Below are 15,040 nucleotides of genomic sequence, written 5' to 3'. Positions count from 1 at the left end.
GATGGCGAATCGCCTCAGTCGGTGGCGAACAGCGCGGACTCGAGGCCGCGGGCGCGGTCCTCCATGGACGCAACGGCGGTCGCCCAGCGGGCCCACTCGGCCCGGTCGCCGGGCTCGGCCGCGGCGTGGCCGATGGCCCGCACATCGTCGCTCGGCGCCGTGCTGAGTACCGCACCGGGCCCGGCAATCTCGGTGAGTGCCGGGACGGTGGTGACGACCGGTCGACAACCGGCCTGCATCGCCTCCACCATCGACACGCCGAATCCTTCGTGCCAACTGAGCTGGGCGTAGACGCCGCTCGACCAGAGCAGGTCGCGCAGCTGCTCGTCGGTGACGAACCCCGTCATGATGAGGTTCGGCGGCGGGTCGGCCAGGCCGGCAGCGAGTACGGGCTCAGCAACCCTTCCGACCAGCACATATCGCCGTGAGGGGTCGCTACGGGCGGCGTCGACGAAGCGGTCGATTCCCTTGCGGGACCACGACACCTCGTCGACGTAGGCGACGGTGATGACGGTCTCGGGATCTCGCTCCACGCCGGCGGGGGCGTCGATGAAACGCGGTTCGAGGCCGATGTAGCTCACCGTCGTGCGTTCGGGGTCGGCCCCGGCCGCGAGCGCCTCGTCGCGGGCTGCATTCGAAAACGCCACGACCTGATCGCTGAGCGCCATGACGGCGCGGGGCACGAGTCGATGGGGAAAGCGTGACGGGAGTCCGTAGCCGTGTTCGGGCACGTTGGCGACGTCGTAGCCGCCGACCGAGACCACGAAGCGACGACGGCGCAGCCGGGCGACCACTGCGGCAACGACGGCTTGCTCGGAGGCGAAGAAGGTGTAGACGACCTGCGACCAGCCCACCGCCCGCCAGGTCTGCAGGAGGAATCGCGGCGAGGGCCATCCGGGGTAGCGCACCACCCTCGTGGCCGCGCCCGTCTCGATCACGGCACGGTCCCCCTCGACGAATCCGCTCCGGGGGCCGCGTTCGATGATGGCGACGCGGCGCGATGCCGCCGCCGTGCGGTCGACCTCGCAGGCCAGCGGAGCATCGGCCGAGAAGAGGATCGACGTGTGCATCAGCCCGGTGCGGTTGAGCACGCCTCGGATCAGATACAACACGAACCCGAGCGCCCGCCCGAGCGGTCCTCCGGGCAGCGAGTAGGTCGGCGTCCCGGTGTCCCGTCCGGCGTAGAAGACCCGGTAGAACCGGTCCGTGAGCCACTTGGTCGTCGCTCGCTTGGCGGGCTTGCGGACGAAGCGAATGTCGGAGTCAGCGCCACCGACACGCCACTGGTGGTACTCCTCGTCGAGGAGATAGTCGGCCAGCGGACTCGGCGTCTCGATGTAGCCGGCCTTCGCCGATCGTGCGAGCTCGGCGCAGAACGCCTCGGGGTCGTCGATGTGCTCGGCGATGTGGCTGGCGATCACGAAGTCGATCGCGCCGTCGCGAAACGGCAGCGCCGTGGCATCACAGATCACGAAGGGCCGGTCGACCTTCGTCGCCCGACCGGTGCGATGGATGTCCTCGTCGAGTGATCGGTCACACGCGATGGTGGCCGCGTCGTTGGGCCAGGCTCCGGCGCCCACGTCGAGCACGATCGCGTCGGCGTCGAGCTGGACCCTGGTTCGGGACCAGCCGAGCACTGCGGTCCTGGTCACGCCCATTGGACTTCTCCCGCCCGGGCGATGTTGCGGTTGGCGCGCAAGCCGATGCCGAGGGCCGCCACCGTTCCGATGGCGACCACCAGTGGGGCGACCAGCGTCGGGGAGGCAGCGGCCACGAGACCGCTGACGAACGAGATGCCGACGGCGAGCGTCAGGGGACGTTCCAACCCGGCGGGCACACCGACGTCGGCCCGCACGAGGAGCACCACTGCGGTGACGAGATCGGTGACCACGAGGGCGGCGGCGGCGCCGGCCGCGCCGTGGTAGGCCACCAGCGGAACCGCGGCTGCGAGGTTGAGCACCAGGCCGGCCAGCGAGACCCGGGCCAGGTCGGATGCCTTCTCGCGGGCCACCATCACGATGCCGGCCAGACCGCGCAGCGGCCAGGTGATGGTCACCAGGGCGACGAGGCTCAGGACGATCGGGGCTCCCGGGTAGCGTCCGGCGCCGTAGAGCAGCTCGATGGCGGCCGTGGGGTCGAGCGTGACCCACAGGACGCCCGGGAGGGCGGCCAACACGACGGCGGCGGCCACACCGCCGATGCGGGCGCCCGGATCGGCGCCGCTCTCGGCGTCGTTGCGCAGGAGCGGAAGCATGGTGGTGCCGAACCCGATCACGGTGAGGGCGAGCTGCTCCACCGGACGGGCGGCCACCGAGTAGTCGGCAACCTCGAGACGCGAGGCGAGCAGGACGAGAACCAGGGCGTTGGCCCGGGGTCCGAGCGCCAGTACGGCGAACGCCACACCGACGCGACGGGTCTCCGCCGACCAGAGGCGTGCCACGTTCTCCGGGCGGACCGGTCGAAGGTCGCGGTGGAGCCGACGGAAGGTCAGCGCGGCGGTGACACCGTTGGTGAAGAGATAGACGAGCAGCACCGCGTTGGCGCCGCGGCCCGAGCTCACGACGACCGCCGCCAGAGCGACGAAGCCCAGTCGTTCGGCCGGAAGGGCCAGCGACTCGAGGCGGATCGCGCCGATGGAGCGCAGCGTCGACATGCCGAGCTCGGCCAGTCCCGAGACGAACGCGATGCCCACACCGATGGCGATGGCGAGGAGAACCCGGCTCTCCACGAGTGGCGCGGCAACTGCGGTGATGGCGGAACCGATGACCGCGATCGCGGTCATACGCACGGCGACGGCCTGCACGTAGACGGGCCACGCCTGTTCGGGGTCGGCGGTCACGATGCGGGCGATCGACCAGGTCGTGCCGAGGTCGGCGACCACGGAGACGGCGGCGAACGCGACCAGACCGGCCGACAGCACACCAAGCTCGCCGGCGTCGAGCACGCGGGCGAGGACCAGGAACCACCCGATGCCGATCACCTGCGCGAGGAGCCGGGCCGAGAGAAGCTGGGAGATCTTTCTCGCGACGCCCTGCGACCAGCCGTTCTCCGGTTGACTCACGCGACGACCTCGAGGCCGCCGTGCGCGGCGAGGACGTGAAGGTCACCGGTTTCGGGGCAGATCAGATCGTCGCCGAGCACGTGGCCGGCCCGGCTTACCCAGCCGACGCGGCGCCCGGGGAGGCCGACGACGAGCGCGTGAGCGGGCACATCGGCCGTGACCACCGCGCCGGCAGCGACGAACGCGTACTCGCCGATGTCGTTGCCGCACACGATGGTGGCGTTGGCTCCGATGGAGGCACCCCGCCCGACGCGGGTGGGGCGGAGTTCGTTCTTGCGTTCGATCTCGGCTCGCGGGTTGATCACGTTGGTGAACACACAGCTGGGGCCGCAGAACACGCCGTCCTCGAGCGTGACGTTCTCGTAGACGCTGACGTTGTTCTGGATCTTGCAGCGGTCGCCGACCACCACTTCAGCGCCGATCATCACGTTCTGGCCGATGTTGCAGTCGTGGCCGATGCGGGCATCCCGGAGGACGTGGGAGAAGTGCCAGATCCGCGTGCCGTCGCCGACAACGGCACCGTCGTCGACGTAGGACGACTCGTGCACGAACGCACGGGCGTCACCCCCGAGCGGCGCGAGTCCGCGCTGGAGCCCGAGGGCGGTCACCACAAGTCGACGACCTGGTCACAAACGAGCTCCACTTCGGTGAGCTTCATCAGGGGGTCCATCGGCAACGACAGGATGTCGGCCGCCGCGGCCTCGGCGTTCGGCGTCGGCGATGCGGCGTACTGCGCCACCGAGGGCTGCTGGCTGAGGGCCACCGGATAGTGGACTCCGACGCCGATCCCCCGCGCGCTCAGCTCGGCCTGGAGCCCGTCGCGGATGGACGCGCCGGGTCGGGTCACGAGCAGGTGGTGGACGGCGCCGGGTTCCCATGGCACCAGGCGATCGCCGAGGCGTTCCCGGTAGCGCTCCGCGAGCACGCGTCGGGTCTCGGTCCACTCCGGCAGATGGCGGAGCTTGACCTCGAGGATCGCGGCCTGCATCCCGTCGAGGCGTGAACACCAGCCGATCTCGTCGTGCAGGTACTTGGACTCGCGGCCGTGGTCGCGCAGCTTGGCGATGCGCTGCGCAGTCGACTCGTCGTTGGTGGCGACCGCTCCCCCGTCGCCCATGGCGCCGAGGTTCTTGCCCGGATAGAAGCTGAAGCAGGCGACATCGCCCACGGTGCCGACGCCTTCGCCACGCCAGGTGGCGAGGTGGGCCTGGGCGGCGTCCTCGATCACTCTCAGGCCGTCGGCCTGCCATTCGCGGATGAGGTCGAAGGGCACCGCGTGGCCGTAGAGATGGACCGGCATGACCGCCGCGGTCCGAGCGGTGCGGGCCGCAGCCACTGCGGCACCGTCGATCAGCAGGGTTGCAGGATCGACGTCGACGATGACCGGGGTCGCCCCGACGTGGACCACCGCCTCGGCGGTCGCCACGAACGTCATGGACGGCACGATCACTTCGTCGCCCGGGCCGATGCCCAGGCCGCGCAGCGCCAGTGCGAGCGCGTCCGTGCCCGAGCCGACGCCGACCGCGTGGTCGACCCCGTGGGCCGCGGCGAAGGCCGACTCGAAGCTCTGGGCCGAGGCGGCGCCCACGAAGGACGACGTGGCCATCACCCCTTGTATGGCCTCGTTGAGTTCGTCGACGATCGATTCGTGGAGTCGGCCGAGGTCCTGGAAGGGGACGACACCGGTGAGGGCGGCGGTGCTCACTGCGGGACCTCCATCGGGCGACCGTTGGCCTGGGCCGAGCGATCGATCGTCTCCAGCACCCGCACGACGTCGAGGCCGTGCCGGCCATCGGTGCGGGGCGGCGTACGGGTGGCGCAGGCCTCGCCGAACGCGGTGAGCTCGTTCTTGAGCGGCTCGGACATCTCGATCCGCGGAATCAGGATGTCGCCCGAGCGGGTTCGCCACTGGAAGTCGCTCATGCTCTCGTATTCGCCGAGGTCACGGTCCTTGGCCACGCCGGAGTCGACGAGCCACAAGGGCTGGTCGACGGACACGTCGTTGTAGATCGCCATCTTCTCGTCGCCGACCACTGTGGTGAGACGCGTCTTGCGAGGGTCGATCCAGCTGACGTGCAGGTTGGCACCGATCCCGCTCTCGAAAGTGAGGCTTGCGAAGCAGACGTCGTCGATGCCGGGCTCGATGAACGAGAAGCCCTTGGCGGTCACCTCGACCACCGGCTCATCGAGCAGGTGCAACATGATCGAGACGTCGTGCGGCGCGAAGTTCCACAGCGCGTTGCAGTCACGGCGGATGCGGCCGAGGCTCAGCCGCTGCGAGTACAGGTACTGGATGGCGCCGAGGTCGCCCTGATCGACCAGCTCCTTGAGCCGCAGGACCGTGGGCGAGTAGAGGAACGTGTGGCCGACCATGAGGATCAGCCCGTTGTCGGCGGCGACGTTGCAGAGCTTCTCGGCATCGGCGCTGGTTTCGGCCAGCGGCTTCTCGACCAGGATGTCGCGGCCCCGTTCGAGGGCGGCGAGGGCAAGGTCGACGTGGGTGCTCGCCGGTGTCGCGAGCACGATGGCCTGCACCCGTTCGTCGTCGAGGGCGTCGTGGATCGAGTCCCAGGAGGTGATGCCCGAATGGTTGACATGCGCGAGATCACGACGATCGCTGCCCGGGTCGACGACACCCACCAGTTCCGTGGTGGGAGCACTCGCGACGTTGCGAGCGAGGTTGACCCCCCAGTAGCCGTAGCCGACGACAGCGATGCCGATGCTCATCTCGTGCTCCCTCCCAGGACCCGTGAAATCACGCTCTTGATGAAGCCGGCGCCCCACGCCATGTGCATGACGGGAAAGGCAGCGGCCAGTGTCGGTAGCGACACGTCCCGTTCCTTTCGGTCGACGGCGGCGACTCCAAAGGCAATCACTGCGCCATATGTGCCCCAGCCGGCGGCGGCGAGCAGTCGCGTGCGTCGATTCAGCAGCAACAACGGCGTGACCGCGGCGCCCGCCGCAGCCGCCGGCGCGACCAGGTGACGTGGTCGCAGTGACGCCGGGTGCTGCTCGGCCACCATCGCCTTCCACTTGCCGTAGTACCAGAACTGGCGGAACAGGCTGTTCAGGTTCGGCCGGGGTCGGTAGACCGAGCCGATCTCCGGGTCGAAGTGCAGACGGTGCCCGGCGGCCCGCATCCGATAGTTGAATTCGTAGTCCGAGTTGCGCAACAGCGCGGTGTCGAACCCACCGACGGCGAGCATGGCGTCGCGCCAGTACATGGGGTGTGAGATCGTGTCGACATCGCGCGCTTCGTCGGCGAAACGGTGCGGCGACGCCATGCCGACACGTGACACCATCGCCTGGCCGATGGCGTTCGACGCCGCATCGAGGCCTTCGTGGCGGTACGAGCCGCCCACACCGGCCGCGCCCGAGCGGTGCAGGGCGGCGACACTGCGCGAGACGTAGCTCGGGTCGGCGACGCCGTGCGAGGAAAAGAGGCACACGACCTCACCGCGGGCCTCGTTCATGCCGAGATTGAAGGCGGCCGAGGCCGTGCCCTCGGGATTGTCGACGATCCGGACCCAGGGGTTGACGTCGGCGTAGGCCTGCACGACGAGTCGGCAGCCGTCGTCGGAGCCCCCGTCGATGACCATCACGTCGAGCAGTTCGAGGGGATAGTCCTGCGCGGCGAAGCTGTCGAGACACGCCATGATGTAGCGGCTCTCGTTCAGCATCGGGAGCGCGATCGTGACGATCGGCTCCGCCGGACGGGACTCGCGGGGCGGCGTGACCTCGGCGCGTCGGACATGGTCGGTGACAGCCATCAGTGGCCTCCCATCGGGACGATCGTCCGCAGTGTGCGAACGAGGATCCGGAGGTCGACGGCCAGCGCCTGTCGCCTCAGGTAGTAGAACTCGTACTGGAGCTTCTCGAGGGCGTCGGCCTCGGAGCGGGCGTAGCGGAACTTCACCTGGGCCCAGCCGGTGAGACCGGGCTGCACGAGGTGACGAAGCTCGTAGTAGGGCAGCTTCGCGGCGAGCTGTTCGACATAGTGCGGCTGCTCGGGGCGGGGGCCGACCAGCGAGAGGTCGCCGCGCAGGATGTTGACGATCTGCGGCAGTTCGTCGAGGTGACTGGCCCGCAGCAGCGCGCCGAAACCGGTGACACGGTCGTCGTCGACGTCGGTCCACTCCGAGGGCACCGCCGGCGCGTCGGACCCGCTCATCGTCCGGAACTTGTGGATCCGAAAGACCGCACCGCTCTTGCCGACTCGGTCCTGGTGGTAGAAGAGCGGGCCCCGGTTGGCGATGAGGTTCCCGGCCATCACGAACGGCACGGCGACGGCAAGGGCCGGCAGCAGCATGACCGCCACGGACAGGTCGAGCAGTCGCTTCAGCCGGCCGTAGCGGAGGCGGTGGATCTCGCCGATGTCGAACATGAGCGACACCCGTTCGAGCTCACCGATCGGCAGCTTGCCGAGCCACTGCTCGTAGAACAGCGAAAGCGTGCGGACCCGAATCCCCCGCTCGTGCAGGAGGGCGACCTGGTCCACGATCGCCTGGCTGGATTGGGCGTCACGATCGAGCACCACCACCGTGGCTTCCAGTGACTCGACGGCGGTGCGCACCGGGAACCGGTCGGCGGCCGACGGCATCGCCTCGTCGGGATGCAGCACCGCGACCACCCGGCCGGGGCGCTCGGAGTATTCGTCCAGTTCGTGCACGAGTGAGGTGCTGTCCTCTTGGGCGCCGATCACGACGGCACGGTCCAGCTGACGGGCCCGCTTATGGCCGCGCGACGCGAGCAGCGCACTCATCGTGAACCAGGGCACCAGGGCGGCCGCCGAGGCGACGATCACGAAGCGCGGCATCAGCGCACTGCCCACGACGAGCTGGGACGCGGAAACCGCGGCGATGGCGAATCCGACCGCCGTCATCGATGCGGCGACGATCTGGCGGAGCTTGCGGGGCACGTCGGGCAGGCCGACCGAGTAGGCCGCGGCGGACAGGAAGCCGACGAACACCACGGCCCACGGAAGCCGAAAGCTACGGCTGAAGTCGTAGGACGGGTCGGCGACCCACGTGGCGTGGGCCTTCGACAGGCCGAGAACCACTGCGGCGATACCGCCGTAGGTGACGAGAAAGGCGAAACGGCGCGTCAGCACAGGGGGCGCCCTGCTGCGGCGGACGACCCACAGGCCGTTCGAAACCGTTCCATAGGGTCCCATCGGCACCCGCGGATGGTTCTCAAGGCCCATAGAGGGCCAATCAGCTACGAATCGAGCAGCGGAGCGAGGAACTTGCCGGTGTAGCTCTCCGGCGTCTCTGCGACCGTTTCCGGCGTGCCGGCGACGAGGATCTGTCCGCCACCGGAGCCACCTTCGGGCCCCAGATCGAGCAGCCAGTCGGCGGTCTTGATCACGTCGAGATTGTGCTCGATGACCAGCACCGTGTTGCCCTGGTCGACGAGGCGACCGAGCACGCCCAGCAGCTTGCGGATGTCCTCGAAATGAAGCCCGGTGGTCGGCTCGTCGAGGATGTAGATCGTGTGGCCGGTGGACCGTTTGGCCAGCTCGCTCGCCAGCTTCACTCGCTGCGCTTCGCCGCCCGAGAGCGTGGGGGCGGGCTGACCGAGGCGGACGTAGCCGAGTCCGACGTCGACGAGGGTCTGCATGTGGCGTGAGATCACCGGCTGGTTGGCGAAGAACTCGAGGGCATCGGCGCAAGGCAACTGGAGAACCTCGGCGATGTTCTTGCCCTTGAAGTCGATCTCGAGGGTGTCGCGGTTGTAACGCTTGCCCTTGCAGACCTCACACGGGACGTAGACATCGGGGAGGAAGTGCATCTCGATCTTGATGGTGCCGTCGCCCTGACACGCCTCGCAGCGGCCGCCTTTCACGTTGAACGAGAAGCGACCGGGCAGGTAGCCGCGGACCTTTGCTTCCTGCGTCTGGGCGAAGAGCTTGCGGACGTGGTCGAACACGCCGGTGTAGGTGGCCGGGTTCGAGCGCGGTGTGCGACCGATCGGCGACTGGTCGATGGCGATCACCTTGTCGAGGTGTTCGATGCCCTCGACCCGGGTGTGGAGCCCGGGCGGCACCTTGGAGGAGTAGATGCTCTGCATCAGGGAGCGGTGGAGGATGTCGTTGACCAGGGTGGACTTGCCCGATCCCGACACGCCACTGACACACACGAACATGCCGAGGGGGAACTCGGCGTCGATGTTCTTCAGGTTGTTCTCCCGGGCACCCTTCACGATCAGCTTGTTGCCGTCGCCGATCCGCCGAACGCCCGGCACCTCGATCTTGCGCTTGCCTGAGAGGTACTGGCCGGTGATCGACTTCTTGTTCTTGAGGAGCTGCTTGTAGGTGCCCGAGTGCACGATGTCGCCACCGTGCTCGCCGGCGCCGGGACCGATGTCGACCACATGGTCGGCCACCTTCATCGTGTCTTCGTCGTGCTCGACCACGAGCACGGTGTTGCCGAGATCACGCATGCGAAGCAGCGTCTCGATCAAACGCTGATTGTCGCGTTGGTGGAGCCCGATCGACGGTTCGTCGAGCACGTACAGCACACCGACCAGCCCCGAGCCGACCTGCGACGCGAGGCGGATGCGTTGGGCTTCGCCGCCGGCGAGCGTGGCCGCCGAGCGCGACATGCTCAGATAGTCGAGGCCGACGTCGAGGAGGAAGCCGAGACGGGCGTTGATCTCCTTGAGCACCTGCTCGGCGATGATGGAATCGCGATCGTTCAGCACCATCTCGCCGAGCGTCTTCGCCGCGTCGGCGATCGACATTGCGCAGAGGTCGTGGATCGTGTGGCCGTCGATCGTGACGGCCATCGAGAGCGGGTTGAGCCGGGAGCCGCCGCACTCGTGGCAGTGCACCTGGCGCATGTAGCCCTCGATGGCGTCGCGGGCGCTGTCGGACTCTGCCTCGTCGTGGCGTCGCATCAGATACGGCAGGACACCCTCGTACTTGGCCTGGTAGGTGCGAGTGCGTCCGTAGCGGTTCTTGTAGCGGACCTCGATGCGGTCCTTCACTCCCTTGCCGTAGAGCAGCAGGTCGCGCTGCTTCGTGGTGAGCTCGTCCCACGGCTTGTCGGCGGGGATGTCGTATTCGTCGCAGATCGCCTCGACCAGTCGCGAGAAGTAGCGACTCCGGCCACCGGCCCACGGGCTGATCGCGCCGCCGGCGACCGTCGCCTCGGGATCGGGCACGACGAGCTGCGGATCGACCTCGAACACCGTGCCGAGACCGTCGCAGTGGGTGCACGCGCCGTAGGGCGAGTTGAACGAGAAGTTGCGGGGGGCGAGCTCCTCGAACGACTTCCCGTCGGAGGGCCGGGAGAGATGCTGGCTGAAGACGATCGTCTCGTCGGGGCCCTTGCCCTCCTTCTTCACGATCTGCATCTCGGCGAGGCCGCCCGTGAGCGTGAGCGCCGTCTCGATCGAGTCGGTCAGGCGACGCTCGATTCCGTCGCGCAGCACCAGCCGGTCGACCACGACCGACACGTCGTGGGTTTCGTAGCGTTCGAGCTCGAGTTCGACCTCTTCGCCCAGCTCGATCAGTTCGCCGTCGACGATGGCGCGGGCATAGCCCTGGGTGGCGAGATCCTGGAGCATCGTGTCGTAGGTGCCCTTGCGGCCCCTCACGACCGGTGCGAGCACCTGGAAACGTGTGCCCTCCTCCATGGCGAGGATCTTGTCGACGATCTGCTGCGGGGTCTGGCGGACGAGTTCCTCGCCCGTCTCCGGATCATGGGGCACACCGATGCGCGCGAACAGCAACCGCAGGTAGTCGTAGACCTCGGTGACGGTGCCGACGGTGGACCGCGGGTTGCGCGAAGCACTCTTCTGGTCGATCGAGATGGCCGGCGACAGACCCTCGATGAAGTCGACGTCGGGCTTGTCCATCTGGCCCAGGAACTGGCGGGCGTAGGCGCTCAGCGACTCGACGTAGCGACGCTGTCCTTCGGCGTAGATCGTGTCGAAGGCGAGTGACGATTTTCCGCTGCCGGACAGACCGGTGAAGACGATGAGCTTGTCGCGCGGCAACTCGAGGTCGACGTTGCGGAGGTTGTGTTCGCGGGCGCCCTGGATGACGAGTCGATCGGCCACCGCGGCACTCTATCGGGACGGTGACGCCGAACACGTGTTCGTTGTCACCCGTCTGCGATCAGGCCGGGACCAGCTCCTCGAGGACGTAGGTTCCCGCCCCCAACCAGGGCACGGCGTGGACCGAACCGGAGGTCCAATCGGCGAGGTCGGCATGGCCGGCGGCGTCGTTCCACCGTCGGCCGCACGGCTCGTCGTCGCACGTGCCCCGATGCAGGAGCCAGACGGTCTCCCCCGGCGCACTCTGCCGGGCGACGGCGAGCGCATCGACCACGTCGTCGGCCCGATCGGCCCGCAGCCAGCGTCGGTCGAGCACATCGGCCGCGACCTCGCGCGGGAAGTGGGCGTTGGCGCTGATCACGATGTCGTCACCGGCGATCTCGAGCACGCCGTCACGGATGTCGGCGATGCCGTTGGTTCGCTCGACGTGCCACACGAGCCCCAGCGCCGCGATCGCCACGGTGCAGGCCAGCGCAGCCACCGCGGCGGGGTGGCGTAGGTCACGCCGTTCGAACTCGGCCGACGCGACCACGGCCATCACGGCAGCGGGGAGCAACAGGTAGCGTCCACCCCATTGGGCCGCCAGCGACCCGGTCCACTGGGTGGCGACGACCGCGACGACGGCCAGTGCGGCGAGGATCACCAGGCGTCGGCCGTCGCGTCGAGCAAGAACCGGCGCGGCGGCGGCGAGCGGGAGCGCGGCGAAGGCGCCGGGGACGAAGCCGGTGCCGACCAGCACGACGCGGATGGCGACACAGGCGGCCGCGAGGACGATGCCGATGCGGGTCAGGGACTCGTCGTCACGACGCCAGCCGAGGGCGGCGAGGGCCAGACCGACGAATACCCCGAGGCTCATCACGATCTCGGCCGGACCGAGCGCCGTGTAGAGGCTGATGGTCGTCAGCACGCCGTCGTGGAGACGTTCACCGAGGTCGCTGCCGGCCGAGCCCGCCTGACTGAGGCTCCGCCCGCCGAGTGACTGGCCGAGCACCTGCTTGTCGAACTGGTAGGTCGCGAACGCGATGCCCAGGCACGCAACCCCGGCGATCGACGCCGCAACGAGGTGGCGAACGAGTTCGCGCCGGTCCCGACGGAGTTCCGGCCGAGCGAGTTCCGACAGCCACACGAGGGCGAGGAGGGCCCCGGTCTCGCGGCGCAGGATGAACGCCAGCCCGAAGAGTGCCCCGGTGATCAGGGCCTGTCGGCCGGTGGGGTGACGCCGGATCAGCACGACCGTCCAGAGCGCAACGGCGAGCGCCGGCGCGTGTTCCCACTGGTCGGTGCCGTAGAAGGTGAGGGGCGACGCCGCACCGATCACCCAGAATGCGAGGCGACCGGTCGGCGCACCGAGCTGGCGGGCCAGCGCCGCAGCAGCCAGCGCGCCGACGGGGACGGCGAGCAGCGACAGCGCCAGCGCACCGAGGTCGCCGCCGACCCGGGATCCGGCGGAGGAGATCGACGGCATGACCGCGCTGGTCGCCTGGATCCAGCCCTGGCTTGTGCGCGTGGTGTTGTAGAACGGGTGATGGTCACCGAGCGGGTCGGCGTCCGACGCCCAGTATCCGAGGTCGACGCCGGACAGGCCCTGGTCAGAGATGTTCTCGACGGTGGCGAGCTTCCCGCCGGCATCGGACCCGGAGTTCGCCGACGGATCGCCGAGAAGGGCAACGGCGAGCACCAGGACCAGCACCGCAACGACCTCGAGCCAGCGGACGGCACCAGACGGCGCTTCCGGTGCCTCGGATGGTGCGGTCGGGCGCGTGTCGGTCAGCACGCTCCCCCATCGGCACGGCGGCCGGGATCTGGAGGACCACTAGCGCATCTCGCGCAACTCGCGCTTGAGGTCCTTGATCTCGTCGCGCAAGCGGGCCGCGTACTCGAAGCGGAGGTCGACGGCGGCGTCGTGCATCTCTCCCTCGAGCGTGCGGATGAGGCGCTCCAGCTCGTCCTCGGGCAGGTCGCTGAGGTCCTCGGTGGCCCGCCGCTTGGCCCCGAGCTCGGACAGCGCTTCGGGCACCGGCGCCCGGTCGGCGGCCGGGCGGATCATCGAGAGGATGTCGGTGATCTCCTTGCGGATCGACGTGGGGTCGATGCCGTGCTCGGCGTTGTAGGCCTCCTGCACGCCACGGCGACGCATGGTCTCCGAGATCGCCCGCTGCATCGAGTCGGTCATCTGGTCGGCGTACATCACCACCTGGCCGGCGACGTTACGCGCCGCACGTCCGATCATCTGGATGAGCGAGGTCTCGCTGCGCAGGAAGCCCTCCTTGTCGGCATCGAGAATGGCGACCAGGGAGACCTCGGGCAGGTCGAGTCCCTCCCGGAGAAGGTTGATGCCCACGAGCACGTCGAACTCGCCGAGCCGCAGATCGCGGAGGATCTCGATGCGCTGGATGGTGTCGACCTCGCTGTGGAGGTAGCGCACCTTCACGCCGAGTTCGAGCAGATAGTCGGTGAGGTCCTCGGCCATCTTCTTGGTGAGTGTCGTGATGAGCACCCGCTCCTGGCGTTCGACCCGCCCTTGGATGAGCTCCTGGATGTCGTCGATCTGGCCCTTGGTGGGCTTGACGATGACCTCGGGATCGATCAGGCCGGTCGGGCGCACGATCTGCTCGACGACCTGGGTCGACCGCTCGAGCTCGTAGGCCCCGGGGGTGGCCGAGAGGAACACCACCTGGTTGAGCCGGTCCATGACCTCTTCGAAGCGCAGGGGCCGGTTGTCGGCGGCCGACGGCAGGCGGAAGCCGTGTTCGATCAGGGTGAGCTTGCGGCTGCGGTCGCCCTCGTACTGGCCGTGGAGCTGGGGCACGGCGACATGGGACTCGTCGATGACCATCAGGAAGTCGTCGGGGAAGTAGTCGATCAGGGTGTAGGGCGGGTCGCCGGGACCGCGGCCGTCGATCGGCCCCGAGTAGTTCTCGATGCCGTTGCAGTAGCCGACCTCCTGCATCATCTCGAGGTCGTACTCGGTGCGCATGCGCAGGCGCTGCGCCTCGAGCAACTTGCCCTCATTCTCGAACTGGGCGAGCTGCTCCCCGAGCTCCTTCTCGATACGGGTGATCGCCGCCTGCATGCGCTGCTCGCTCGTGGCGTAGTGCGTGGCCGGGAACACCACCAGCTCGTCGAGGGTGTCGAGCCGCTCACCGGTGAGCGGGTCGACCACGGTGATCTGCTCGACTTCGTCACCGAAGAGCTCGACGCGCACCGCGGTCTCGTCGTAGGCCGGGTGGATCTCGATCGTGTCGCCCCGCACGCGGAACTTGCCCCGCACGAGGTTCATGTCGTTGCGTTCGTACTGGAGGTCGACCAGGCGGCGCAGGATGGATCGCTGGTCGTGCTCCTCGCCCTTGCGGACCACCAGCAGCTGGGTCTCGTACTCCTCGGGTGAACCGAGGCCGTAGATGCACGACACCGACGCGACCACGATGGTGTCGCGGCGGGTCAGCAGCGACGAGGTGGCAGAGTGCCGCAACCGGTCGATCTCGTCGTTGACCGAGGAGTCCTTTTCGATGTAGGTGTCGCTCGAGGGCATGTAGGCCTCGGGCTGGTAGTAGTCGTAGTAGCTGACGAAGTACTCGACCCGGTTCTCGGGGAAGAACTCCTTGAGTTCGTTGGCCAGCTGGGCGGCCAGGGACTTGTTGGGGGCGAGGACCAGGGTGGGCCGCTGCACCTGCTCGATGGTCCACGCGATGGTGGCGCTCTTGCCCGACCCGGTGATGCCGAGCAGCGTCTGGAAACGATCGCCCCGCTCGATCCCCTCGGACAACAGCTTGATCGCGGCCGGCTGGTCGCCCGCCGGCACGAAGCCGGAGACGACCTTCAGGGGCGTGCGGTCGGAGGGAACGGTCACGGGCGCCATCGCGCCAACCTACCGAGGGCCTGTGACACCCGGCGTCTCCCCTCGCCGCCCAAGCCCAC

The 15,040-nt window shown here is 68.5% G+C and carries 10 protein-coding genes; all 10 read right to left on the bottom strand.

All coding sequences use genetic code 11. The features are described from left to right. Positions 1-14 precede the first annotated feature (14 nt). The 10 genes from RIB98_16895 to uvrB all read right to left on the bottom strand — a co-directional run bounded on the left by RIB98_16895 (position 15) and on the right by uvrB (position 14,981). A complete protein-coding gene (locus tag RIB98_16895) occupies positions 15-1,652 on the bottom strand; it encodes a glycosyltransferase (protein ID MEQ8842662.1) in 1,638 nt (545 codons plus the stop codon). Continuing rightward, on the bottom strand, positions 1,649-3,061 hold the full coding sequence (locus RIB98_16890) for a hypothetical protein (GenBank protein MEQ8842661.1): 1,413 nt from the start codon (positions 3,059-3,061) through the stop codon (positions 1,649-1,651). The genes RIB98_16895 and RIB98_16890 overlap by 4 nt, the downstream gene beginning before the upstream one ends. Beyond that, complete coding sequence (locus tag RIB98_16885) at positions 3,058-3,669, bottom strand: acyltransferase (protein MEQ8842660.1); 612 nt, start codon at positions 3,667-3,669, stop codon at positions 3,058-3,060. The genes RIB98_16890 and RIB98_16885 overlap by 4 nt, the downstream gene beginning before the upstream one ends. Next, positions 3,666-4,766, bottom strand: coding sequence for a DegT/DnrJ/EryC1/StrS family aminotransferase (locus tag RIB98_16880; GenBank protein ID MEQ8842659.1), 1,101 nt, complete (start codon positions 4,764-4,766; stop codon positions 3,666-3,668). Before RIB98_16880 ends, RIB98_16885 begins: the two co-directional genes overlap by 4 nt. Continuing rightward, positions 4,763-5,788 (bottom strand): Gfo/Idh/MocA family oxidoreductase, encoded by a 1,026-nt coding sequence (locus tag RIB98_16875; GenBank protein ID MEQ8842658.1) that lies wholly within the window; start codon positions 5,786-5,788, stop codon positions 4,763-4,765. The genes RIB98_16880 and RIB98_16875 overlap by 4 nt, the downstream gene beginning before the upstream one ends. Continuing rightward, positions 5,785-6,831 (bottom strand): glycosyltransferase family 2 protein, encoded by a 1,047-nt coding sequence (locus RIB98_16870; GenBank protein ID MEQ8842657.1) that lies wholly within the window; start codon positions 6,829-6,831, stop codon positions 5,785-5,787. Before RIB98_16870 ends, RIB98_16875 begins: the two co-directional genes overlap by 4 nt. Further along, positions 6,831-8,171, bottom strand: a complete 1,341-nt coding sequence (locus RIB98_16865) for a sugar transferase (protein ID MEQ8842656.1) — start codon at positions 8,169-8,171, stop codon at positions 6,831-6,833. The genes RIB98_16870 and RIB98_16865 overlap by 1 nt, the downstream gene beginning before the upstream one ends. A gap of 107 nt (positions 8,172-8,278) precedes the next feature. After that, complete coding sequence (gene uvrA / locus RIB98_16860) at positions 8,279-11,125, bottom strand: excinuclease ABC subunit UvrA (protein ID MEQ8842655.1); 2,847 nt, start codon at positions 11,123-11,125, stop codon at positions 8,279-8,281. Positions 11,126-11,183: 58 nt separating this feature from the next. Beyond that, entirely contained in the window at positions 11,184-12,896 is a 1,713-nt protein-coding gene (locus tag RIB98_16855; GenBank protein MEQ8842654.1) for a hypothetical protein, read from the bottom strand. 39 nt (positions 12,897-12,935) lie between these two features. Continuing rightward, positions 12,936-14,981 (bottom strand): excinuclease ABC subunit UvrB, encoded by a 2,046-nt coding sequence (uvrB, locus tag RIB98_16850; GenBank protein ID MEQ8842653.1) that lies wholly within the window; start codon positions 14,979-14,981, stop codon positions 12,936-12,938. Between the last annotated feature and the right edge of the window lie 59 nt (positions 14,982-15,040).

It is taken from the genome of Acidimicrobiales bacterium, from assembly GCA_040219515.1.
In the GTDB taxonomy this organism is placed as follows: domain Bacteria; phylum Actinomycetota; class Acidimicrobiia; order Acidimicrobiales; family Aldehydirespiratoraceae; genus JAJRXC01.
Note: the sequence above shows the minus strand (reverse complement) of the source record. Positions and strands in the feature narration are given on the sequence as shown.